The following is a 21,605-nucleotide window of genomic DNA, read 5'->3' as shown; positions in this document are numbered from 1 at the left end:
CATGAAGAGGGGGACACCGTTTTCGGTGTCCCCCTCGCCGGCTGCTAGTCGCGGGCCGCGGTCAGGAATTCGGCGTGTTCCTGGAGTGAGCGGACGCCCACGTCGCCGTGGTTGAGCGCGTCGATGCCCTGGACCGCCGCGGCCAGCGCCTGGACCGTGGTCAGACACGGCACGGAGCGGGCCACCGCCGCCGTACGGATGTCGTAGCCGTCGAGGCGGCCGCCGGTGCCGTACGGGGTGTTGACGATGAGGTCGACCTCGCCGTCGTGGATCATCTGGACGATGGTCTTCTCGCCGTTCGGGCCGGGGCCGTCGGACTGCTTGCGCACGACCGTCGCGCTGATGCCGTTGCGCTTGAGGACCTCGGCCGTGCCGGAGGTGGCGAGCAGCTCGAAGCCGTGCGCGACCAGCTCACGCGCGGGGAAGATCATCGAACGCTTGTCGCGGTTGGCGACCGAGATGAACGCGCGGCCCTTGGTCGGCAGCGGACCGTAGGCGCCCGCCTGCGACTTGGCGTACGCCGTGCCGAAGACGGAGTCGATGCCCATGACCTCGCCGGTGGAGCGCATCTCCGGGCCGAGGACGGTGTCGACACCGCGGCCGTGGATGTCGCGGAACCGCGACCAGGGCATCACGGCCTCCTTGACGGAGATCGGCGCGTCCAGCGGCAGCTCGCCGCCGTCGCCGTTCTTCGGCAGCAGGCCCTCCTCGCGCAGCTCGGCGATGGTCGCGCCCAGCGAGATGCGGGCGGCGGCCTTCGCGAGCGGCACCGCCGTCGCCTTCGAGGTGAAGGGGACCGTGCGGGAGGCGCGCGGGTTGGCCTCGAGGACGTAGAGGATGTCGCCCGCCATCGCGAACTGGATGTTGATCAGGCCCCGGACGCCGACGCCCCGCGCGATGGCCTCCGTGGAGGCGCGCAGGCGCTTGATGTCGAAGCCGCCCAGGGTGATCGGGGGCAGCGCGCACGCCGAGTCGCCGGAGTGGATGCCGGCCTCCTCGATGTGCTCCATCACGCCGCCGAGGTACAGCTCCTCGCCGTCGTACAGGGCGTCGACGTCGATCTCGATCGCGTCGTCGAGGAAGCGGTCGACCAGCACCGGCCGGGAGGGGCTGATCTCGGTCGACTCGGCGATGTACGCGGCGAGGCGGGCCTCGTCGTACACGATCTCCATGCCACGCCCGCCGAGGACGTAGGACGGCCGGACGAGGACCGGGTAGCCGATCTCGTCCGCGATGGCCTTGGCCTCCTCGAAGGTGGTGGCGGTGCCGTGCTTGGGGGCCGGGAGACCGGCCTGAGCGAGCACGCGGCCGAACGCGCCGCGGTCCTCGGCGGCGTGGATCGCCTCGGGCGAGGTGCCCACGATCGGCACGCCGTTGTCCTTCAGCGCCTGCGCGAGGCCGAGCGGGGTCTGGCCGCCCAGCTGGACCACGACGCCCGCGACCGGCCCGGCCTGCTGCTCGGCGTGGACGATCTCCAGCACGTCCTCGAGCGTCAGCGGCTCGAAGTACAGGCGGTCGGAGGTGTCGTAGTCCGTGGAGACCGTCTCCGGGTTGCAGTTGACCATCACGGTCTCGTACCCGGCGTCGGAGAGCGCGAAGGAGGCGTGAACGCACGAGTAGTCGAACTCGATGCCCTGGCCGATGCGGTTGGGGCCGGAGCCCAGGATGATCACCGCGGGCTTCTCGCGGGGCGCGACCTCGCTCTCCTCGTCGTAGGAGGAGTAGAAGTACGGCGTCTTCGCGGCGAACTCGGCGGCGCAGGTGTCGACCGTCTTGTACACCGGGCGTACGCCGAGGGCGTGCCGCACCTCGCGCACCACGTCCTCGCGCGAACCCCGGATCTCGGCGATCTGCTGGTCGGAGAAGCCGTGCCGCTTGGCCTCGGCGAGCAGGGCGGCGTCCAGGCGGTCGGCGGCGGCCAGTTCGTCCGCGATCTCCTTGATCAGGAAGAGCTGGTCGACGAACCACGGGTCGATCTTGCTGGACTCGAAGACCTCCTCGGGCGTGGCGCCCGCGCGGATGGCCTGCATGACGGTGTTGATCCGGCCGTCGGTGGGGCGGGCGGCCTCACGCAGCAGCTCGTCCTTGTCCCCGGGCTCACCCACGAACGTGAACTGGCTGCCCTTCTTCTCCAGCGAGCGCAGCGCCTTCTGGAACGCCTCGGTGAAGTTGCGGCCGATCGCCATCGCCTCGCCGACCGACTTCATGGTGGTGGTCAGCGTGCTGTCGGCGCTCGGGAACTTCTCGAACGCGAACCGCGGCGCCTTGACGACCACATAGTCGAGGGTCGGCTCGAAGGAGGCCGGGGTCTCCTGGGTGATGTCGTTCGGGATCTCGTCGAGGGTGTAGCCGACGGCGAGCTTGGCCGCGATCTTCGCGATCGGGAAGCCGGTCGCCTTGGAGGCGAGGGCCGACGAGCGCGACACACGCGGGTTCATCTCGATGACGATCACGCGACCGTCCTCGGGGTTCACCGCGAACTGGATGTTGCAGCCGCCGGTGTCGACGCCGACCTCGCGGATCACGGCGATGCCGATGTCCCGCAGGATCTGGTACTCGCGGTCGGTCAGGGTCATCGCCGGCGCGACGGTGATGGAGTCGCCGGTGTGCACGCCCATCGGGTCGAAGTTCTCGATGGAGCAGACGACCACGACGTTGTCGTGCTTGTCGCGCATCAGCTCCAGCTCGTACTCCTTCCAGCCGAGGATGGACTCCTCCAGGAGCACCTCGGTGGTCGGCGAGAGGGCGAGGCCGGTGCCCGCGATGCGGCGCAGCTCCTCCTCGTCGTGCGCGAAGCCGGAGCCGGCGCCGCCCATGGTGAAGGAGGGGCGGACGACGACCGGGTAGCCGCCCAGCTCCTCGACGCCGGCGAGGACCTCGTCCATGGAGTGGCAGATCACCGAGCGGGCGGACTCGCCGTGCCCGATCTTCTTGCGGACCTCCTCCACGACCTCCTTGAACTGGTCGCGGTCCTCGCCCTTGTGGATGGCCTCCACCTTGGCGCCGATCAGCTCGACGCCGTACTTCTCCAGGACGCCGTTCTCGTGCAGCGAGATCGCCGTGTTGAGCGCCGTCTGGCCGCCCAGGGTGGGCAGGAGCGCGTCGGGGCGCTCCTTGGCGATGATCTTCTCGACGAAGTCCGGGGTGATCGGCTCGACGTAGGTGGCGTCGGCGATCTCCGGGTCGGTCATGATCGTCGCCGGGTTGGAGTTGACGAGGATGACCCTGAGGCCCTCGGCCTTCAGGACGCGGCACGCCTGGGTGCCGGAGTAGTCGAACTCGGCGGCCTGGCCGATGACGATCGGGCCGGAGCCGATGACCAGGACGGACTGGATATCGGTGCGCTTAGGCACGCTGGCCCTCCATGAGCTTCACGAAGCGGTCGAACAGGTACGCGGCGTCGTGGGGACCGGCGGCCGCCTCGGGGTGGTACTGGACGCTGAAGGCCGGCTTGTCGAGGAGCTGGAGGCCCTCCACCACGTTGTCGTTGAGGCACACGTGAGAGACCTCGGCGCGGCCGTAGGGGGTGTCGGAGACCTTGTCGAGCGGGGCGTCGACGGCGAAGCCGTGGTTGTGCGCGGTGACCTCGACCTTGCCGGTCGTGCGGTCCTGCACCGGCTGGTTGATGCCGCGGTGGCCGTACTTCAGCTTGTAGGTGCCGAAACCCAGGGCGCGACCGAGGATCTGGTTGCCGAAGCAGATGCCGAACAGCGGCGTGCCGCGCTCCAGGACGGCCTGCATGACCGAGACGGCGTGGTCGGCGGTGGCCGGGTCGCCGGGGCCGTTGGAGAAGAACACGCCGTCGGGGCCCACGGCGTAGACGTCCTCGGCGGTCGCCGTCGCCGGCAGCACGTGGACCTCGATGCCTCGCTCGGCCATGCGGTGCGGGGTCATGCCCTTGATGCCCAGGTCGACCGCGGCGACCGTGAACTTCTTCTCACCGATCGCGGGGACGACGTACGGCTCGGTGGTGGCGACCTCGGCGGAGAGGTCCGCGCCCTTCATCTCCGGCGCCTGGCGCACCTCGGCGAGCATCGTGCCCTCGTCGGGCAGCGTGTCGCCGGAGAAGATGCCCACGCGCATGGCGCCGCGCTCGCGCAGGTGGCGGGTCAGGGCACGGGTGTCGATGCCGCTGATGCCGACGACGCCCTGCGCGCGCAGTTCGTCGTCGAGCGAGCGCTTGGCCCGCCAGTTGGAGGGCTTGCGCGCGGGGTCGCGTACGACGTAGCCGGCGACCCAGATCCGCTTGGACTCGGGGTCCTCGTCGTTGACGCCGGTGTTGCCGACGTGCGGAGCGGTCATGACCACGACCTGGCGGTGGTAGGACGGGTCGGTGAGGGTCTCCTGGTAGCCGGTCATGCCGGTGGAGAACACGGCTTCGCCGAAAGTCACCCCCACGGCCCCGTAGGCGCGGCCGCGGAAGATCCGGCCGTCCTCCAGGACGAGTACGGCGGGAGACTTGTCGGCTCCCCTGGTGGAGGTCGTCATCGTGCGCCTTCCGTCTTGTGGATCATCTGGTTCAGGGTGTCGACCCAGTCGTTGTGCTCGGCCGCGCGGTCCGAGCGGAAGCCCGAGTCGATCAGCTTGTCGCCGTGCGCCCAGGTCACCACCAGCAGTCCGCCCTCGGTGAGGACCTTGCCGGCGATGCCCTTGTCGAGCCGGACTTCGCGCAGCCGCTCGGCCGGGACGAAGAAGTCCGTTGCTCCGGGGCGTACGACGGTGAGGCCCGCGTCCGTCAGCGTGAGCTCGACGCGGCTGCGGGTGCCCAGGCCGTGGGCCACGATGCGGTCGAGCCACTGCCCGGCGGTGGTGGAGCCGTGGTAGCGGCCGCTCATCGTGAGCTTCGCCTCGCCGGGCTCCTCGGGAGCGGTCGGCAGCTCCGGCAGGTCGCTCTGCAGGGTGCCGCGCCACTTCCAGCCCTCGCGCATCAGCCAGTAGACGAGCGCGACGAACAGGGCGAGTCCGACGAGCCAGCCGATGCGGTCGGTCCAGTCGGTGACCTGGGCCGATCTCTGCTCGGCCGCGAACAGGAGTACAGGTGTCACGTGAGCTTCCCGTCGACGAGCGTGGCCTTGCCCCGCAGCCAGGTGTGCGTGACACGGCCCGGCAGCTCACGGCCCTCGTAGGGGGTGTTGCGGCTGCGCGAGGCGAAGCCCGCGGGGTCCACCTGCCCACGGTATGCCGTGTCGACCAGCGTGAGGTTGGCGGGCTCACCTGCCGAGACGGGACGGCCGTGGCCGGTGGCCCGGCCGATCTGCGCGGGCTTGAAGGACATGCGCTCCGCGACGCCCGCCCAGTCGAGCAGCCCGGTGTCGACCATCGTCTCCTGGACGACGGACAGCGCGGTCTCCAGGCCGACCATGCCCATGGCGGCGGCGGCCCACTCGCAGTCCTTGTCCTCGTGCGGGTGCGGGGCGTGGTCGGTGGCGACGATGTCGATCGTGCCGTCGGCGAGCGCCTCGCGCAGCGCCAGCACGTCGCGCTCGGTGCGCAGCGGCGGGTTGACCTTGTAGATCGGGTTGTAGGTGCGCACCAGCTCGTCGGTGAGGAGGAGGTGGTGCGGGGTGACCTCGGCGGTGACGTCGATGCCGCGGGACTTGGCCCAGCGGACGATCTCGACGGAGCCGGCGGTCGACAGGTGGCAGATGTGGACGCGGGAGCCGACGTGGTCGGCCAGGAGGACGTCGCGCGCGATGATCGACTCCTCGGCGACGGCCGGCCAGCCGCCGAGGCCCAGCTCGGCGGAGACGACGCCCTCGTTCATCTGGGCGCCCTCGGTCAGCCGCGGCTCCTGCGCGTGCTGGGCGACCACGCCGCCGAAGGCCTTCACGTACTCCAGCGCCCGGCGCATGATCACCGCGTCGTCGACGCACTTGCCGTCGTCGGAGAAGACCGTGACGCCCGCCGCCGACTCGTGCATGGCGCCCAGCTCGGCGAGCTTCTTGCCCTCCAGGCCGACCGTGACGGCGCCGATGGGCTGCACGTCGCAGTAGCCGTGCTCGCGGCCCAGCCGCCAGACCTGCTCGACGACACCGGCGGTGTCGGCGACCGGGAAGGTGTTGGCCATCGCGAACACGGCGGTGTAGCCGCCCTTGGCGGCGGCCCGCGTACCGGTCAGGACGGTCTCGGAGTCCTCGCGGCCGGGCTCGCGCAGGTGGGTGTGCAGATCGACCAGGCCGGGGAGCAGCACCTTGCCGCCGGCCTCGACGACCTCCGCTCCCTCGGCGGACAGACCGGTGCCGACCGCTTCGACGACCTCACCGTCGATCAGCACGTCCTGCGGCTCGCCGCCGAGCACCTTCGCACCACGGATCAGGGTCTTGCTCATCGGTTCTGGTTCTCCTCGGCCGCGGAAAGGGGGTGCGCGGAGCGCTCGTTGGAAGGGTGGTGGTGGGAGACGGGCGGGCGGGCGTCGGTGACGGCGGGCACGGTCTTGGGGTCGAACGCGGCCCCGCTCAGCAGCAGGTACAGGACCGCCATGCGGATGGAGACGCCGTTCGCCACCTGCTCGACGGCGGTGCAGCGGTCGGAGTCGGCGACCTCGGCGGTGATCTCCATGCCGCGGACCATCGGGCCGGGGTGCATCACGATCGCGTGCTCCGGCATCTTCGCCATGCGGTCGGCGTCGAGGCCGTAGCGCCGGGAGTACTCGCGCTCGGTCGGGAAGAAGGCGGCGTTCATGCGCTCCCGCTGGACGCGGAGCATCATCACCGCGTCGGACTTGGGGAGGGTGCTGTCGAGATCGAACGAGACCTCGCACGGCCAGGAGCCGACGCCGACCGGCAGCAGGGTGGGCGGGGCGACGAGCGTGACGTCGGCGCCGAGGGTGTGCAGCAGGTCGACGTTGGAACGGGCGACCCGGCTGTGCAGCACGTCGCCGACGATCGTGATGCGCTTGCCGGCCAGGTCACGCCCGATACCGGCGTCCCGGCCGACCAGGCGGCGGCGCATCGTGAAGGCGTCGAGCAGGGCCTGGGTGGGGTGCTGGTGGGTGCCGTCGCCGGCGTTGATGACGGCGGCGTCGATCCAGCCGGAGTTGGCCAGGCGGTAGGGGGCCCCGGAGGCGCCGTGCCGGATGACGACGGCGTCGACACCCATGGCCTCCAGGGTCTGGGCGGTGTCCTTCAGGGACTCCCCCTTGGACACGCTGGACCCCTTGGCGGAGAAGTTGATGACGTCCGCGGACAGACGCTTCTCGGCGGCCTCGAAGGAGATCCGGGTGCGGGTGGAGTCCTCGAAGAAGAGGTTGACGACGGTGCGGCCGCGCAGGGTCGGCAGCTTCTTGATCGGCCGGTCCGCGACCCGTGCCATCTCCTCGGCGGTGTCGAGGATCAGGACGGCGTCGTCGCGGGTGAGGTCGGCGGCCGAGATGAGATGACGCTGCATCTTTCAGGCTCCGTAAGGCTGTTCATTCGGGAGATTTGGTACAGACGGGCGCGCGTCGGGGCACACACGCGGGACCTACGGCGGCTCGCCGTACGCCGGAGCGCTAGTGCTGCGCGCCGTGGACGGTCTGCTTCACACCGAGCAGCACGGTGTCGCGACCGTCCTCCTCGGCGAGCTGGACCTTGACCGTCTCCCGCAGCGACGTGGGGAGGTTCTTGCCGACGTAGTCGGCGCGGATCGGCAGTTCGCGGTGGCCGCGGTCGACGAGGACCGCGAGCTGGACCGCGCGGGGACGCCCGATGTCGTTCAGGGCGTCGAGGGCGGCGCGGATGGTGCGGCCGGAGAAGAGCACGTCGTCGACGAGGACGACGAGGCGGCCGTCGATGCCGTCACCGGGGATCTCGGTGCGGGCCAGCGCACGCGGCGGCTGCATGCGCAGGTCGTCGCGGTACATGGTGATGTCGAGGGAGCCGACCGGGACCTTGCGGCCGGTGATCTGCTCGAGCTTGTCGGCGAGCCGCCGGGCGAGGAAGACGCCCCGGGTGGGAATGCCGAGGAGCACCACGTCGTCGGCGCCCCTGGCGCGCTCGACGATCTCGTGGGCGATGCGGGTCAGTACCCGCGCGATGTCAGGACCTTCGAGGACGGGTCGAGCATCGGAATGCCGCGTGTCCATACGAAACGGACCTCCTTCTCCGCCTCACGGGACGGACCTTAAAGGACGTCGGAATTGCGCCATACACGGTACCAGGCCGCGGGCGGAGCCCGGTCACCCCCCTGGCGCACTGCGTCACCCGTCCGGCGGTCCCGCACGCCGTCTACCACGGAAGGGTCGGTCCGGACCATTCGGCTTGACGGAGAAGAGTCACGCTGCGTAACCTCACAGTGAGTCACCAGCCGCGCGGCCGAGCCGCACGTCGACACCGTGTCCGGGGAGCTATATGTCCAGCGAATACGCCAAACAGCTCGGGGCCAAGCTCCGGGCGATCCGCACCCAGCAGGGCCTTTCCCTCCACGGTGTGGAAGAGAAGTCCCAGGGACGCTGGAAGGCGGTCGTGGTCGGTTCGTACGAGCGTGGCGACCGCGCCGTCACCGTGCAGCGCCTGGCCGAGCTGGCGGATTTCTACGGGGTCCCGGTGCAGGAGCTGCTGCCCGGCACCACCCCCGGTGGAGCCGCCGAGCCGCCGCCGAAGCTGGTTCTGGACCTGGAGCGCCTGGCCAACGTGCCGGCGGAGAAGGCGGGCCCGCTCCAGCGGTACGCGGCCACGATCCAGTCGCAGCGCGGTGACTACAACGGCAAGGTGCTGTCGATCCGCCAGGACGACCTGCGCACGCTCGCAGTCATCTACGACCAGTCGCCCTCCGTCCTGACCGAGCAGCTGATCAGCTGGGGAGTCCTGGACGCGGACGCGCGCCGCGCGGTGGCCTCCCACGAGGAGAGCTGACCGCCCAGGTCCCAGCAGAAACGTGCCGCCGGGGTGGCCGGAACCTCTTGGTTCCGGCCACCCCGGCGGCGTTTTCGGCCAGGCACGGCCATCCCGCTGAGAACGCCGGAGGGCCCGCAGCAACACGCGCTGCGGGCCCTCCGGCGTGTTCGGGTACTTCTCGTCAGCTCTCGTCACGGCGCAACGACGGCTTCAGGTCCTTCAGACGGCCGAGGAGGCCGTTGACGAACGCCGGGGACTCGTCCGTGGAGAACTCCTTGGCGAGCTGCACCATCTCGTCGAGCACCACGGCGTCCGGCGTCTCGTCGACCCAGATCAGTTCGTAGGCACCGAGGCGCAGGATGTTGCGGTCCACCACTGGCATCCGGTCCAGCGTCCAGCCGACCGCGTACTGCGCGATCAGCTCGTCGATGCGCTTCGTGTGCTGCGCGTAGCCCTCGACCAGCTGCATGGTGTACTCGCTCACCGGCGGCTGCCGGGTGTCGGTCCGCGACAGCCGGATCCAGTCCGCGAGGACCGTCAGGACGTCGGCCCCGCGCTGGTCGCCTTCGAAGAGGATCTGGAAGGCGCGCTTACGGGCCGTGTTACGGGCAGCCACGGTTAGCTGTTCACCCGGCCGAGGTAGTCGCTGGTGCGGGTGTCGACCTTGATCTTCTCACCGGTGGTGATGAAGAGCGGGACCTGGATCTGGTGGCCGGTCTCCAGGGTGGCGGGCTTGGTGCCACCGGTGGAGCGGTCGCCCTGGACGCCCGGCTCGGTCTCGGCGACGGTCAGCTCCACGGCGGCCGGCAGGTCGACGAAGAGAACCTCGCCCTCGTGCTGGGCGACGGTGGCCGTGAAGCCCTCGATGAGGAAGTTGGCGGCGTCACCGACGGCCTTGCGGTCGACGTGCAGCTGGTCGTACGTCTCCATGTCCATGAAGACGAAGTAGTCGCCGTCCATGTACGAGAACTGCATGTCGCGCTTGTCGACAGTGGCCGTCTCGACCTTGACACCGGCGTTGAAGGTCTTGTCGACGACCTTGCCGGAGAGCACGTTCTTGAGCTTGGTGCGCACGAAGGCGGGGCCCTTGCCGGGCTTGACGTGCTGGAACTCGACGACGGACCAGAGCTGGCCGCCTTCGAGCTTGAGCACCATGCCGTTCTTGAGGTCGTTCGTGGAAGCCACGGTTGCGGAATCTCCTGGACTGACGTACGACCCCGGGGCAGGCACCTACAGCGCCAGCAGCTCCTTGGTCGTGATGGTGAGTAGCTCGGGTCCGCCGTCCGCCTCGGGGCGTACGACGAGCGTGTCATCGATCCGGACACCGCCCCGGCCCGGGAGGTGGACCCCCGGTTCGACGGTGACCGGCACGCAAGCGTCCAGTTTACCCATGGCCGCGGGGGCCAACTGAGGGTCCTCGTCGATTTCGAGTCCCACACCGTGCCCGGTCAGCGGCGGCAGCGCCCCGCCGTACCCCGCGGAGTCCAGCACCTGGCGTGCGGCCCGGTCCACGTCGCGGTACGCGGCGCCGGGGGCGAGGGCCTGGCGTCCGGCCCGCTGGGCGGCGAAGACCAGGTCGTACAGCTCGATCTGCCAGTCGGCGGGCGAGGTGCCGATGACGAAGGTGCGACCGATCTCGCAGCGGTAGCCGCGGTAGGCGGCGCCGAGACAGACGGAGAGGAAGTCGCCCTCCTCCACACGCCGGTCGGTGGGGCGGTGGCCGCGGCGGCCGGCGTTCGGACCGGTGGCGACGGAGGTGGTGAAGGCGGGTCCGTCGGCGCCGTGGTCGACGAGGCGGCGCTCCAGTTCGAGGGCGAGATGGCGCTCGGTGCGGCCGACGAGGATCGACTCCAGCAGCTCGCTCAGAGCCTGGTCGACGATCTCCGCGCCGATCCTGAGAAGGGCGATCTCCTCCTCGTCCTTGACGACCCGCAACTGCTCGACCGCGCCGCCGAGGTCCGTGAGCCGCAGCCTCGGCGCGACCGAGCTCAGGGAGCGGTGCCGGGCCACGGTGAGGTGGTGCTCCTCCACCGCCAGGGACTCGGCACCCTGTGCCGCGGCCAGGTCGGCGGCGGCGACGGCGGGGTCGCCGCCGGTCACCGGCAGAACGCGCAGCCGCAGCGCCTCGTCGGGCCGCCCGTCGGCGGGGTGATCGTCCGGCGGTCCGGCGCACACCAGCACGTCCTCGCCCATGCCCAGCAGCAGGACGGCGCCCTTGGGCGCGGCGCCCGCGAGATAGCGGACGTTGGCGGGGCGGGAGACCAACGCCGTCCCACCGCCACCGGCGCTGCAGCGTTCCCTGAGCCGCTCCCGGCGGGCCGCGTACACCTCTGACATGACCCGAGCCTACGAGCGGTGGCCGAATATCGCCGGTCCAGAGGGCCGGACGGGCGGCGGGGACGACGCTCCGTGGACGCGGACGTCTGCCGCGCTACCGCGTCACCACTTCGGCGGGCTCGCGATGGCGCGGGCCAGGACCTCGTCCAGGACGCGGGCCGTGCCCTCCACATCGAGCTGGGAGTTGTCGATGATCGGCAGACCGGAGCCGTACCAGCCGGCCATGCGGCCGTGGATACGGGCCACCTCCTCGTCGGTGAGCCGGCGGTTGCCCGTGCGCTCCGCGTTGCGCTCCAGGACGATCTCCAGTCCGGGCAGCAGGACGACCGGCAGCAGTCCCGGGCCCACATGCCGTTTCCAGCCACCGAGGCCGACCACCGGGCGGTCCGGGAAGACGGCGTCGTCGAGGATGCACGAGATGCCGTTGGCCAGGAAGTTGCGGGCCGCGAAGCCGCAGGTGCGGCGGGCGAGACGGTACTGCGCCTCCGAGTTGTCGTTCCACCCCGACTGCGGGTCGGCGAAGCCCGAGCGGACCCATTCGCGGACGTCGTCCAGGCTGATGTGGGCGGTGGGGACCCGGCGGTGGTCGGCCCAGTACTTGGCGACGCTGGTCTTGCCGGCGCCCGCGGGGCCGATGAGCAGCACGGCGAGCGTGGCGGACGCGGGGTCGGGCGCGCCGGCGGCGGGCGGTGTGCTCGGCACACCGACCGGGGCGCCCGGCGGGAGCCGCATCTGCCCGGTGGGGTCCGGCGGGGGCGGGACGGGCGTGTGCTGCGGCGGCCGGTGGGCGGGAGGTGCTCCGGGGGGTACCGGTGGCGTCGTGAAGCCCGGCGTGGGCGTGGTCCGCGGTGCGGGGCCCGGGTGGGCGCCCGGCTGTCCCGGGTGGTGTGCGGCCGGTGACCAGGTGGTCGCCGGGCCGTGCCCCGGCTGGTGGGGCGGCGGCAGCGGAGCTCCCACTGCGTGCTGCATCCGGTGGCCACTCCGTCTCGTGTTGGGGCTCACAGGCGTTCGACACTGGCAGCGGGGGTGACCCCCGCTCCCTACCGAACGGTACCGTCCCCGGCCGCCGTTGTGTGAACGGCCGGGAGCGGCCCGAAGTGCCCATCCCCGCAGGCGAATCGGGGCAACCGGTCCCGAGGGGAACGAGTCGCCCGCCGCCCGGAGTGGATGGAGCCACTGCCCTACTTCCCGGTACCGGGTTACTGCCCGACTTCGCCGTACGCGGCGAGCAGAACCGCGGGGTCGGGGCCTTCCAGCACGGTGGGCTTGGCCAGGCCGTCCAGGACGATGAAGCGCAACAGGTCGCCGCGGGACTTCTTGTCGACCTTCATCGTCTCCAGCAGCTTGGGCCACTGGTCGTAGCGGTAGTGCAGCGGCAGTCCCACCGCCTGAAGGATCGTGCGGTGCCGGTCGGCGGTCGCGTCGTCCAACCGGCCCGCCAGACGCCCGAGTTCGGCCGCGAAGTGCATGCCGACGGCGACGGCGGCGCCGTGACGCCACTTGTACCGCTCGTTCTTCTCGATCGCGTGGCCGAGCGTGTGCCCGTAGTTGAGGATCTCCCGCAGGCCCGACTCCTTCAGGTCGGAGGAGACGACCTCCGCCTTGACCCTGATGGACCGCTCGATCAGCTCCGCCGTGTGCGGGCCGGCGGGGGTGCGGGCGGCCTGCGGGTCCGCCTCGATCAGCTCCAGGATCACCGGGTCGGCGATGAAACCGGCCTTGATGACCTCGGCGAGCCCGGAGACGTAGTCGTTCACCGGCAGGGAGTCCAGCGCCGCCAGGTCGCACAGCACGCCGGCGGGCGGATGGAAGGCGCCGACCAGGTTCTTGCCCTCGGCGGTGTTGATGCCGGTCTTGCCGCCGACCGCCGCGTCCACCATCGCCAGGACGGTGGTCGGGATCGCGATCCAGCGCACCCCGCGCAGCCAGGTCGCGGCCACGAAACCGGCCAGGTCGGTGGTCGCTCCGCCGCCGACCCCGACGATGACGTCGGTGCGGGTGAAACCGGACTGGCCCAGCGCCTTCCAGCAGTAGGCGGCGACCTCGGCGGTCTTGGCCTCCTCCGCGTTGGGCACCTGGACGGCCACGGTCTCATAGCCCTGCTCGGCCAGGTCGCCGCGCAGCGCCTCGCCCGTCTCGGCCAGCGCCTCGGGGTGGATCACCGCGACCCGCTTGGCCTTGTGCCCGATCAACCCGGCCAGCTCGCCCAGGAGTTGGCGGCCGACCAGGACCTCGTAGGGGTCGGTGCCCGCCGTGCCGCCGACCTGGATCCGGGTGACTGCCTCGCTCATGCTTCTTTCCACTCCAGTGCGTCAAGGGCCGCTTGGGCGACTTCTTCGGGGCTGCGCCCGTCGGTGGCCACGACGGCCGTCGCGACCTCCTCGTACAGGTGACGGCGGGCCTCCATCAGCTCCCGCCACTGCCGGCGCGGGTTGACCGCCAGCAGCGGACGGGCCGTGTTCAGCCCGGTGCGCTTGACCGCCTCCTCGACGTCCATCGAGAGGTAGACCACGCGGTGGGAGGCGAGCAGCGCGCGGGTCTCGTCGTCGAGGATCGCTCCGCCACCCAGGGCGAGGACGCCGTCGTGCTCGGACAGGGCCTTGTGGACCGCCGCCTTCTCCAGAGCGCGGAAGGCCGGCTCACCCTCGTCCACGAAGATGTCGGCGATGGACCGGCCCTGCTCGGCCACGATGTCCTGGTCCGTGTCCCGGTAGCCGACACACAGCCGCTCGGCCAGCAGCTGTCCCACCGTGGACTTGCCGACCCCCATCGGGCCGACCAGCACGACCACAGGCACCGCACTCACCGGATCGCCAGGCTGTCGAGGTAGCCCCGTACGTTGCGGCGGGTCTCGGTCACGCTGTCACCGCCGAACTTCTCCGCCACCGCGTCCGCCAGGACCAGGGCGACCATCGCCTCGGCGACGATCCCGGCCGCCGGGACCGCGCACACGTCCGAGCGCTGGTGGTGGGCCTGCGCCGGCTCACCGGTGGAGACGTCCACCGTCTGCAGCGCCCGCGGCACCGTCGCGATCGGCTTCATCGCGGCGCGGACCCGCAGCAGCTCACCCGTGGACAGACCGCCCTCGGTCCCGCCGGAGCGGCCCGTGGCCCGCTTGATGCCGTCGGGAGTGGTGACGATCTCGTCGTGCGCCTTCGAGCCCGGCACGCGCGCCAGATCGAACCCGTCACCGACCTCCACACCCTTGATCGCCTGGATGCCCATCAGGGCCGCCGCGAGCCGCGCGTCCAGGCGCCGGTCCCAGTGCACGTGCGACCCGAGCCCGACCGGGACGCCGTACGCGAGGACCTCGACCACACCGCCGAGCGTGTCGCCGTCCTTGTGAGCCTGGTCGATCTCCGCGACCATCGCCTTCGTCGTGTCCGCGTCCAGGCACCGCACCGGATCCGCGTCCAGCTTCTCGACGTCGGCGGGGGTCGGGTAGACGCCATAGGGGGCCTTGGCGGAGGCCAGCTCCACCACATGGGAGACGATCTCGATCCCGGCCGTCTCCTTCAGGTACGACCGCGCCACCGCACCCAGCGCCACACGCGCCGCCGTCTCCCGCGCCGACGCCCGCTCCAGCACCGGGCGCGCCTCGTCGAACCCGTACTTCTGCATCCCCGCCAGGTCCGCGTGCCCCGGACGCGGCCGGGTCAGCGGCGCATTGCGGGCCAGCCCCGCCAGCACCTCCGGGTCCACCGGATCGGCCGCCATGACCTGTTCCCACTTGGGCCACTCGGTGTTGCCGACCATGATCGCCACCGGAGAGCCCAGGGTGAGACCGTGCCGGACACCGCCGAGGAACGTGACCTCGTCGCGCTCGAACTTCATCCGCGCACCGCGTCCATAGCCCAGCCGCCGCCTCGCCAGGTGGTCCGCCACCATCTCGGTGGTGATCGGCACGCCGGCGGGAAGGCCCTCCAGCGTCGCGACAAGTGCGGGACCGTGGGACTCCCCCGCGGTCAGCCAGCGCAACCTGCTCAACGATGCTCCTCAGTGCTCGCGCCCTGGTACTGCCCTGCGTACGCGCGTCCTCGCGTACGGCGACGGCGCGACCGGGTGCGCGGCCCCTGTCCCGCCACCTCCGATCCTCCCACGTCCGGCGGCGTGACCGGCCCCGGGTCCATCAGGCGGACGGGCCGGGAGCCGGCTTCTACCGGGCCGCCAGGGCGTGCTCCCCCGCCTTGCGCATGGCGTCCAGCGGGGCCGGGGCACGGCCCGTCATCTGTTCGACCTGGAGGACGGCCTGGTGCACCAGCAGGTCAAGGCCGCTGACGACGGCACCGCCGTAGGCGGACCAGCGTGCCGCGAGGGCCGTGGGCCAGGGGTCGTAGAGCACGTCGAACAGGGTCGCCGGGCGCTCAGGGACGGCGGCGGCCAGCGCGTCCGTCGTCCCGGCCGGTGTGGTGGCGACGACCAGCGGCGCGCGCAGCGCTCGGTCGGCGTCCGCCCAGTCGGCGGTGCGGATGTCGACGTCGAGCCGCTCGCCCCACTGCCGCATCTCGGCGGCCCGGGCCCCGCTGCGGACGTAGGCGACCACGGGGCCGGTGCAGATCCGGGCCAGCGCGGCCAGCGCGGAGGAGGCGGTGGCGCCCGCGCCGAGGATCGCGGCGGAGTCGACCTGCTCGATGCCGCGCTCCCGCAGGGCGGCGACCATGCCGGGGATGTCGGTGTTGTCCCCGACGCGCCGCCCGTCCTCGGTGAACACGACGGTGTTCACGGCTTCCACCGAGGCCGCCGTGTCGCTGACCGAGTCGAGCAGCGGGATGACGGCCCGCTTGAGCGGCATGGTCAGCGACAGCCCCGCCCACTCGGGTCCGAGGTCCGCGAGGAAGCCGGGCAGCGCCTGCTCGTCGACCTCGAACCGGTCGTAGGACCAGTCCTTCAGCCCCAGCTCCTGGTAGGCGGCGCGGTGCAGCACCGGGGAGAGGGAGTGGGCGATCGGGGAGCCGAGGACGGCGGCCCGGCGCTTGCCGGCGGTGCCCGTCATGAGCCTTACTGACCCTTCTTCTGCTCTTGCAGGTACTTCTCGCGGTTGCGGTTCTGCTCCTCGTTCGTCTCGGCGAAGAGCGTCTCGTTCTCGTTGATCGAGACGAAGTAGTACCAGTTCCCCTTGGCCGGGTTGAGGGCGGCCTTGATCGCCACCTCCCCGGGGTTGTCGATCGGCCCGGGCGGCAGACCCTTGATCTTGTACGTGTTGTACGGGTCGCTGATCTGGCGCAGTGCGTTGACCGACCCGGTGTCGAGCTTGGACTGGCCGCGCAGGTAGTTGACCGTGGAGTCGAAGTCGAGCAGGCCGTAGGTCTCGGTGTTGTTCGGCTTGAGCCGGTTGTAGACGACCGTCGCGACCTTCTCGAAGTCGTGCTTGTACTTGCCCTCGGCCTGCACGAGGCTCGCGACCGTGAGGACCTGCAGCGGGTTCTGCAGGTCGAGGCTCTTGGCCTTGGCCTGGATGCCGAACTCGGCGTACTTCTCCTTGGCCATGTCGACCATCTGCTTCAGGACGTCCTCGGGCTTCATGCCCTTGGAGACCGGATAGGCGGAGGGGTAGAGGAAGCCCTCCAGCGGGTCCTTGATCTCCTTGCTGCTGTTGGCCCAGTCGGGCAGACCGAAGGTCGACCACTCCTTCTTGGCGACGTCCTCGGTGGTTCCCGGCTTGAGCTGCAGCCGCTGGTCGATCGCCGCGTAGACCTTGGTGTTGCGCCACCCCTCGGCGATGATCAGGTTGTTCTTGCTCTTCGGGCTGAGCATCAGCTGCACGGCGGCGGCCGCGGACATGTGCTTGTTCAGCGTGTACGTGCCCGCCTGGATGCTCTTGCCGTTGGGGTTCTGCTCCTGTGCCGCGACGAACGCGTCGACGCTCTTGACGACACCGGCCTGTTTCAGCACCTGGCCGATGGTGTAACCGCCGGCGCCCTTCGGAATGGTGACCGTGACCTGTTCGCCGTCGCCCTCGCCCACGTAGTCGGGCGCCGCGCCGAAACGATTTTGGTAGAACTGGTACCCGAAATATCCGACTGTGCCGACACCGCCGCCGAAGACCAGCACGACCACCAGGCAGGCGCATCCGTTGCGGCGCTTCTTGCCCTTGGCGGTCTTGCCGCCGCGTCCCCGCCGGTCACCGCGGCCACGCCGGCCGTCCGGCTCGTCGTCGACGTCGTCCTCGTCGTCGCCGTCCGCGAAGAAGGCGTGCTCGCCCTCCTGGGGGTCGGGGTCCCAGTCGGTCTTCGTTTCCGGCTCGGCGCGCCGCCGGTTCGGCGGCTCGGGCGGCGGATACGCGTCGGGCGTCTGGTAGAAGTCGGGCTGCTCGCCGCCGTAGGCACCGGGCTGGGCGCCGTAGGGGTCCGCCGGGTCGGGGGGGTACGGCACATGGGCCTGCCCACCGCTGTCCCAGCCGCCGTTGCCGTAGTCCTGCTGCCCCTGACCGTAGTCCTGCTGTCCCTGACCGGGGTACTGCTGCTCGTGCTGCCCCGGCTGGCCCGGGTACTGCGGCTGGTGCTGCTGTCCCTGCCCGCCTGGGTACTGCTGCTCGTACTGCGCCTGCGCGTCGTACCGCCGTCCGTCCGGATGCTGTCCCGGCTGCTGGTACTGCTGGTCCGCGTACTGCTGGTATTGCTGCTGCCCCTGGTCGTGCGAGCCCTGGCGGCCGCCTCCCCAGTCGCCGTAGTGCTGCTGCGGCTGCTCCGGGTGGTGCTGGCCGCCGTGAGGGGACGGGGCAGCGTGGCCCTCGTGTCCTTCCCATCCGCCGTCCCCGTACAACGGGTCCTCCGGATGCCACGGTGTGGAGCCTGGGCCCCGGCCATACTCAGTCATCGATCCCCTAGAGCCGCGAGGCTTCAGGTTGCTCGGCGCTGTGACCCGGCTCCCGTCCCGCCTCTCTCTGTGCGGTGGCTGTTCGAACACCATCGCATCGCGCGGAACGTTACCGTATCGCGATCAGATGACCACTTCGACGCCTTCGCCAGGAGATTTCCCTGACACCCGTTCGGATTCCAGCGCCTGCTGCAGGATGATGACGGCGGCCGCCTGGTCGATCACGGAGCGGCCCTTCTTGGACTTCACGCCGGAGGCGCGCAGTCCCTGACTGGCCGTCACCGTGGTCATGCGCTCGTCCACCAGTCTGACCGGAACCGGAGCGATCATGCGCGCCAACTCCTGGGCGAAACCGCGCACCTTGACCGCCGCCGGACCCTCGCCCCCCTTGAGGGAGCGAGGGAGTCCGACTACGACCTCGATCGGCTCGTACTCCTCGGCGAGCTGCTTGAGTCGCCGCTGGGCCGCTGGGATGTCCCGCCCGGGGACCGTTTCCACCGGGGTGGCGAGGATCCCGTCGGGGTCGCAGGAGGCGACCCCGATTCGGGCGTCACCGACGTCGATCGCGAGTCGGCGTCCTCTTCTCATCTTCACGACCGTTTCTTGACCGGTTCTTACTTGGCGGTCTCGGCGACCAGGCGCTCCACGGCGTCGACGGCCTCGCCGACGGCGGCCGGGTTCTGGCCGCCGCCCTGGGCGACGTCCGGCTTGCCGCCACCGCCGCCGCCGAGGGTCTTGGCGGCGGTGCGGACCAGGTCACCGGCCTTCAGGCCGCGCTCGCGGGCGGCCTCGTTGGTGGCGATGACCGTGAGCGGCTTGCCGTTGTTCACGGTGAACAGGGCGACCACGGCGGCCCGGCCGCCCTGGATGCGCCCGCGCACGTCGAGGACCAGCTTGCGCAGGTCGTCGGGCGTGGTGCCGTCCGGGACCTGACCGGTGACGAGGGCGACGCCGTGGACGTCCTTGGCGGACTCGGCGAGGCCCGCGGCGGCCTGGAGCACCTTCTCGGCGCGGAACTTCTCGATCTCCTTCTCGGCGTCCTTCAGCCGGGCGAGCATGCCGGAGATCTTCTCGGGCAGCTCCTCCGGGCGGCCCTTGAGCAGCTCGGTCAGCTGGTTGACGACCGTGTGCTCGCGGGCGAGGAAGTTGTAGGCGTCCACGCCGACCAGGGCCTCGATACGGCGCACACCGGAGCCGATGGAGGACTCGCCGAGCAGCTTCACCAGGCCCAGCTGGGCGGTGTTGTGCACGTGAGTGCCGCCGCACAGCTCCTTGGAGAAGTCGCCGATGGTCACGACGCGGACGCGCTCGCCGTACTTCTCGCCGAACTCGGCGATGGCGCCCTGCTTCCTGGCCTGGTCGATGCCCATGATCTCGGCGTGCACGTCGAGGTCGCGGGCCAGCACCTCGTTGATCTTCTGCTCTACGTCGGTCATCACGGCCGTCGGTACGGCCGACGGGGAGCCGAAGTCGAAGCGGAAGCGGCCCGGCTGGTTCTCGGAACCGGCCTGGGCGGCCGTCGGGCCGAGGGCGTCGCGCAGGGCCTGGTGGGTGAGGTGGGTGGCCGAGTGGGCGCGGGCGATGGCCTTGCGGCGGCGGGCGTCGATGGTGGCGTGGGCCTTGGCCCCGACGGTGACCTCGCCGACCTGGACGACGCCCTTGTGGACGTAGACGCCCGGGACCGGCTTCTGGCAGTCGCGGACCTCGATGACGGCACCGGAGTCGATCCTGATACGGCCGGTGTCGCCGATCTGGCCGCCGCCCTCGGCGTAGAACGGGGTGCGGTCGAGGACGATCTCGACCTCGTCTCCCTCGGTGGCGGCCGGGGAGGACACGCCGTCGACCAGGATGCCGACGATCGTGGACTCGCCCTCGGTGTCGGTGTAGCCGATGAAGTCGGTCTCGCCGGCGGTGTCGGCGATCTCGCGGTAGGCGCCGAGGTCGGCGTGGCCGGTCTTCTTGGCCTGGGCGTCGGCCTTGGCGCGCTCCCGCTGCTCCTTCATCAGGCGGCGGAAGCCGTCCTCGTCCACGGACAGGCCCTGCTCGGCGGCCATCTCCAGGGTGAGGTCGATCGGGAAGCCCCAGGTGTCGTGGAGCAGGAAGGCCTTGTCACCGGGCAGCACGGACGAACCGGCGGCCTTGGTCTCGGCGACGGCGGTGTCCAGGACGTTCGTGCCGGCGTTGAGCGTCTTGAGGAAGCGGGACTCCTCGGCGAGGGCGACCTTCTCGATGCGCTCGCGGTCGGTGACGAGCTCGGGGTACTGCTGACCCATCATCTCGATCACGGTGTCGAGGAGCTCCTTGACGACCGGACCGGTGGCGCCGAGCAGGCGCATGTTGCGGATGGCGCGGCGCATGATGCGGCGCAGGACGTAGCCGCGGCCCTCGTTGCCGGGGGTGACACCGTCGCCGATGAGCATGGTGGCGGTACGCATGTGGTCGGTGACGACCCGCAGCGAAACGTCCGAGTCGTGGGCGTCGCCGTAGCGGACACCGGTCAGCTCGGTGGCCTTGTCGATCACGGCCATGGAGGTGTCGATCTCGTACATGTTCTGCACGCCCTGCAGAATCATGGCGAGCCGCTCGAGACCGAGGCCGGTGTCGATGTTCTTGCTCGGCAGGTCACCGAGGATCTCGAAGTTGTCCTTGCCGGTGCCCTCGCCGCGCTCGTACTGCATGAAGACGAGGTTCCAGATCTCCACGTACCGCTCGTCGTTGACGGCGGGGCCGCCCTCGACGCCGAACTCGGGGCCGCGGTCGTAGTTGATCTCGGAGCAGGGGCCGCAGGGGCCGGGGACACCCATGGACCAGAAGTTGTCCTTCATGCCGAGGCGCTGGATGCGCTCGGCGGGGACGCCGACGACGTCACGCCAGATCTGCTCGGCCTCGTCGTCGTCCTTGTAGACGGTGATCCACAGCCGGTCGGGCTCGAGGCCGTAACCGCCCTTGTCCTGGGGCGAGGTGAGCAGCTCCCAGGCGAGCTTGATGGCGCCTTCCTTGAAGTAGTCGCCGAAGGAGAAGTTGCCGCACATCTGGAAGAACGTGCCGTGCCGCGTGGTCTTGCCGACCTCTTCGATGTCGGGCGTGCGCACGCACTTCTGCACGCTGGTGGCGCGCGGGTAGGGCGGCTTGACCTCGCCCAGGAAGTAAGGCTTGAAGGGCACCATGCCGGCCGGGACGAGCAGCAGAGTCGGGTCGTCCGCGATGAGCGACGCCGAAGGGACGACGGTGTGACCGCGCTCCTCGAAGAAGCTCAACCAGCGGCGGCGGATCTCAGCCGACTCCATCAGTGGTCCTCATTCCGGTTGTACGAATACGTCGTGGTCTCGACGTACTTCGGGCTGTTGCGGTTCTCGATGGCGGCGTGCCGCCGGGGTCCGGGGAGTTCGGGATCGACGGCGGCGTTCAGACCGAGCGCGTCGCCGAGTTCGGCCTCCCGCCGGTTCATGTTGTCGCGGACGTCGAGGGCGAATTCCACCGCGCGGTCCTTGAGCCGGTGGCCGGCCTCGATCGCCTTGTTCGCCGCTGTCGCGGCCAGGCTCTCGGGGGTCAGCTGCTTCAGCTTGCGGTTGACCTTGGTGGTGGCCCACACACCGGCGGCGACGCCTGTCGTGAACCAGAACGTACGGCGGAACATTC

The 21,605-nt window shown here is 70.6% G+C and carries 19 protein-coding genes; 1 reads left to right on the top strand and 18 read right to left on the bottom strand.

The features are described 5' to 3' along the window. Nucleotides 1–44: 44 nt before the first annotated feature. From carB to pyrR, 6 genes are all read right to left on the bottom strand, one after another. Nucleotides 45–3,353 carry a carbamoyl-phosphate synthase large subunit gene (gene carB, locus ACIRC0_RS32385; RefSeq protein WP_403623304.1) on the bottom strand — a complete coding sequence of 1,103 codons (3,309 nt, stop codon included), beginning with the start codon at nucleotides 3,351–3,353 and terminating at the stop codon, nucleotides 45–47. Continuing rightward, a complete protein-coding gene (gene carA, locus ACIRC0_RS32380) occupies nucleotides 3,346–4,488 on the bottom strand; it encodes a glutamine-hydrolyzing carbamoyl-phosphate synthase small subunit (RefSeq protein WP_403623301.1) in 1,143 nt (380 codons plus the stop codon). The genes carB and carA overlap by 8 nt, the downstream gene beginning before the upstream one ends. After that, on the bottom strand, nucleotides 4,485–5,045 hold the full coding sequence (locus ACIRC0_RS32375) for a hypothetical protein (RefSeq protein ID WP_403623299.1): 561 nt from the start codon (nucleotides 5,043–5,045) through the stop codon (nucleotides 4,485–4,487). Before ACIRC0_RS32375 ends, carA begins: the two co-directional genes overlap by 4 nt. Continuing rightward, nucleotides 5,042–6,328 (bottom strand): dihydroorotase, encoded by a 1,287-nt coding sequence (locus ACIRC0_RS32370; protein ID WP_403623296.1) that lies wholly within the window; start codon nucleotides 6,326–6,328, stop codon nucleotides 5,042–5,044. Before ACIRC0_RS32370 ends, ACIRC0_RS32375 begins: the two co-directional genes overlap by 4 nt. Beyond that, entirely contained in the window at nucleotides 6,325–7,386 is a 1,062-nt protein-coding gene (locus tag ACIRC0_RS32365; protein WP_403623293.1) for an aspartate carbamoyltransferase catalytic subunit, read from the bottom strand. The genes ACIRC0_RS32370 and ACIRC0_RS32365 overlap by 4 nt, the downstream gene beginning before the upstream one ends. Before the next feature lie 103 nt (nucleotides 7,387–7,489). Further along, complete coding sequence (gene pyrR / locus ACIRC0_RS32360) at nucleotides 7,490–8,062, bottom strand: bifunctional pyr operon transcriptional regulator/uracil phosphoribosyltransferase PyrR (protein ID WP_366027958.1); 573 nt, start codon at nucleotides 8,060–8,062, stop codon at nucleotides 7,490–7,492. A 265-nt stretch (nucleotides 8,063–8,327) separates the two neighbouring features. Between pyrR and bldD the strand changes: the two genes are divergently transcribed. Further along, complete coding sequence (gene bldD, locus ACIRC0_RS32355; RefSeq protein WP_103844821.1) at nucleotides 8,328–8,831, top strand: transcriptional regulator BldD; 504 nt, start codon at nucleotides 8,328–8,330, stop codon at nucleotides 8,829–8,831. 163 nt (nucleotides 8,832–8,994) lie between these two features. On the opposite strand, the gene nusB is transcribed toward bldD, so the two are convergent. The 12 genes from nusB to ACIRC0_RS32295 all read right to left on the bottom strand — a co-directional run bounded on the left by nusB (nucleotide 8,995) and on the right by ACIRC0_RS32295 (nucleotide 21,603). Then, complete coding sequence (nusB, locus tag ACIRC0_RS32350; protein WP_403623288.1) at nucleotides 8,995–9,429, bottom strand: transcription antitermination factor NusB; 435 nt, start codon at nucleotides 9,427–9,429, stop codon at nucleotides 8,995–8,997. Nucleotides 9,430–9,431: 2 nt separating this feature from the next. Continuing rightward, on the bottom strand, nucleotides 9,432–9,998 hold the full coding sequence (gene efp / locus ACIRC0_RS32345; protein WP_366027960.1) for an elongation factor P: 567 nt from the start codon (nucleotides 9,996–9,998) through the stop codon (nucleotides 9,432–9,434). Nucleotides 9,999–10,043: 45 nt separating this feature from the next. Next, entirely contained in the window at nucleotides 10,044–11,150 is a 1,107-nt protein-coding gene (locus ACIRC0_RS32340; RefSeq protein WP_403623285.1) for a M24 family metallopeptidase, read from the bottom strand. Nucleotides 11,151–11,252: 102 nt separating this feature from the next. Continuing rightward, a complete protein-coding gene (locus ACIRC0_RS32335; protein WP_403623282.1) occupies nucleotides 11,253–12,119 on the bottom strand; it encodes a Pro-rich N-terminal domain-containing protein in 867 nt (288 codons plus the stop codon). Nucleotides 12,120–12,349: 230 nt separating this feature from the next. Then, nucleotides 12,350–13,441, bottom strand: coding sequence for a 3-dehydroquinate synthase (aroB, locus tag ACIRC0_RS32330; RefSeq protein ID WP_403623280.1), 1,092 nt, complete (start codon nucleotides 13,439–13,441; stop codon nucleotides 12,350–12,352). Further along, nucleotides 13,438–13,920, bottom strand: coding sequence for a shikimate kinase (locus ACIRC0_RS32325; protein WP_403623553.1), 483 nt, complete (start codon nucleotides 13,918–13,920; stop codon nucleotides 13,438–13,440). Before ACIRC0_RS32325 ends, aroB begins: the two co-directional genes overlap by 4 nt. Before the next feature lie 32 nt (nucleotides 13,921–13,952). Beyond that, nucleotides 13,953–15,137, bottom strand: a complete 1,185-nt coding sequence (gene aroC / locus ACIRC0_RS32320; protein ID WP_403623277.1) for a chorismate synthase — start codon at nucleotides 15,135–15,137, stop codon at nucleotides 13,953–13,955. Between the two features lie 169 nt (nucleotides 15,138–15,306). Then, on the bottom strand, nucleotides 15,307–16,143 hold the full coding sequence (locus ACIRC0_RS32315; protein WP_403623274.1) for a shikimate dehydrogenase: 837 nt from the start codon (nucleotides 16,141–16,143) through the stop codon (nucleotides 15,307–15,309). A gap of 5 nt (nucleotides 16,144–16,148) precedes the next feature. Next, a complete protein-coding gene (mltG, locus tag ACIRC0_RS32310) occupies nucleotides 16,149–17,966 on the bottom strand; it encodes an endolytic transglycosylase MltG (RefSeq protein ID WP_403623271.1) in 1,818 nt (605 codons plus the stop codon). Nucleotides 17,967–18,089: 123 nt separating this feature from the next. Next, nucleotides 18,090–18,554, bottom strand: a complete 465-nt coding sequence (ruvX, locus tag ACIRC0_RS32305; RefSeq protein WP_403623550.1) for a Holliday junction resolvase RuvX — start codon at nucleotides 18,552–18,554, stop codon at nucleotides 18,090–18,092. A 26-nt stretch (nucleotides 18,555–18,580) separates the two neighbouring features. Beyond that, nucleotides 18,581–21,253, bottom strand: coding sequence for an alanine--tRNA ligase (gene alaS, locus ACIRC0_RS32300; protein ID WP_403623268.1), 2,673 nt, complete (start codon nucleotides 21,251–21,253; stop codon nucleotides 18,581–18,583). Next, nucleotides 21,253–21,603 carry a hypothetical protein gene (locus tag ACIRC0_RS32295; RefSeq protein WP_403623265.1) on the bottom strand — a complete coding sequence of 117 codons (351 nt, stop codon included), beginning with the start codon at nucleotides 21,601–21,603 and terminating at the stop codon, nucleotides 21,253–21,255. The genes alaS and ACIRC0_RS32295 overlap by 1 nt, the downstream gene beginning before the upstream one ends. Nucleotides 21,604–21,605 lie beyond the last annotated feature (2 nt).

The organism is Streptomyces sp. NPDC093984 (assembly GCF_044764595.1).
Taxonomy (GTDB): domain Bacteria; phylum Actinomycetota; class Actinomycetes; order Streptomycetales; family Streptomycetaceae; genus Streptomyces; species Streptomyces cynarae.
This window is presented reverse-complemented; position numbering and strand designations above follow the sequence as displayed.

Bases quoted from the DNA above. Each gene is read 5' to 3' on its own strand.
- ACIRC0_RS32365 (WP_403623293.1), bottom strand. From the start codon at position 7,386: ATGCAGCGTCATCTCATCTCGGCCGCCGACCTCACCCGCGACGACGCC.
- bldD (WP_103844821.1), top strand. From the start codon at position 8,328: ATGTCCAGCGAATACGCCAAACAGCTCGGGGCCAAGCTCCGGGCGATC.
- carA (WP_403623301.1), bottom strand. From the start codon at position 4,488: ATGACGACCTCCACCAGGGGAGCCGACAAGTCTCCCGCCGTACTCGTC.
- ACIRC0_RS32335 (WP_403623282.1), bottom strand. From the start codon at position 12,119: ATGCAGCACGCAGTGGGAGCTCCGCTGCCGCCGCCCCACCAGCCGGGG.
- mltG (WP_403623271.1), bottom strand. From the start codon at position 17,966: ATGACTGAGTATGGCCGGGGCCCAGGCTCCACACCGTGGCATCCGGAG.
- ACIRC0_RS32370 (WP_403623296.1), bottom strand. From the start codon at position 6,328: ATGAGCAAGACCCTGATCCGTGGTGCGAAGGTGCTCGGCGGCGAGCCG.
- ACIRC0_RS32295 (WP_403623265.1), bottom strand. From the start codon at position 21,603: ATGTTCCGCCGTACGTTCTGGTTCACGACAGGCGTCGCCGCCGGTGTG.
- ACIRC0_RS32315 (WP_403623274.1), bottom strand. From the start codon at position 16,143: ATGACGGGCACCGCCGGCAAGCGCCGGGCCGCCGTCCTCGGCTCCCCG.
- ACIRC0_RS32340 (WP_403623285.1), bottom strand. From the start codon at position 11,150: ATGTCAGAGGTGTACGCGGCCCGCCGGGAGCGGCTCAGGGAACGCTGC.
- aroB (WP_403623280.1), bottom strand. From the start codon at position 13,441: ATGAGCGAGGCAGTCACCCGGATCCAGGTCGGCGGCACGGCGGGCACC.
- pyrR (WP_366027958.1), bottom strand. From the start codon at position 8,062: ATGGACACGCGGCATTCCGATGCTCGACCCGTCCTCGAAGGTCCTGAC.
- alaS (WP_403623268.1), bottom strand. From the start codon at position 21,253: ATGGAGTCGGCTGAGATCCGCCGCCGCTGGTTGAGCTTCTTCGAGGAG.
- ruvX (WP_403623550.1), bottom strand. From the start codon at position 18,554: ATGAGAAGAGGACGCCGACTCGCGATCGACGTCGGTGACGCCCGAATC.
- ACIRC0_RS32325 (WP_403623553.1), bottom strand. From the start codon at position 13,920: ATGGGGGTCGGCAAGTCCACGGTGGGACAGCTGCTGGCCGAGCGGCTG.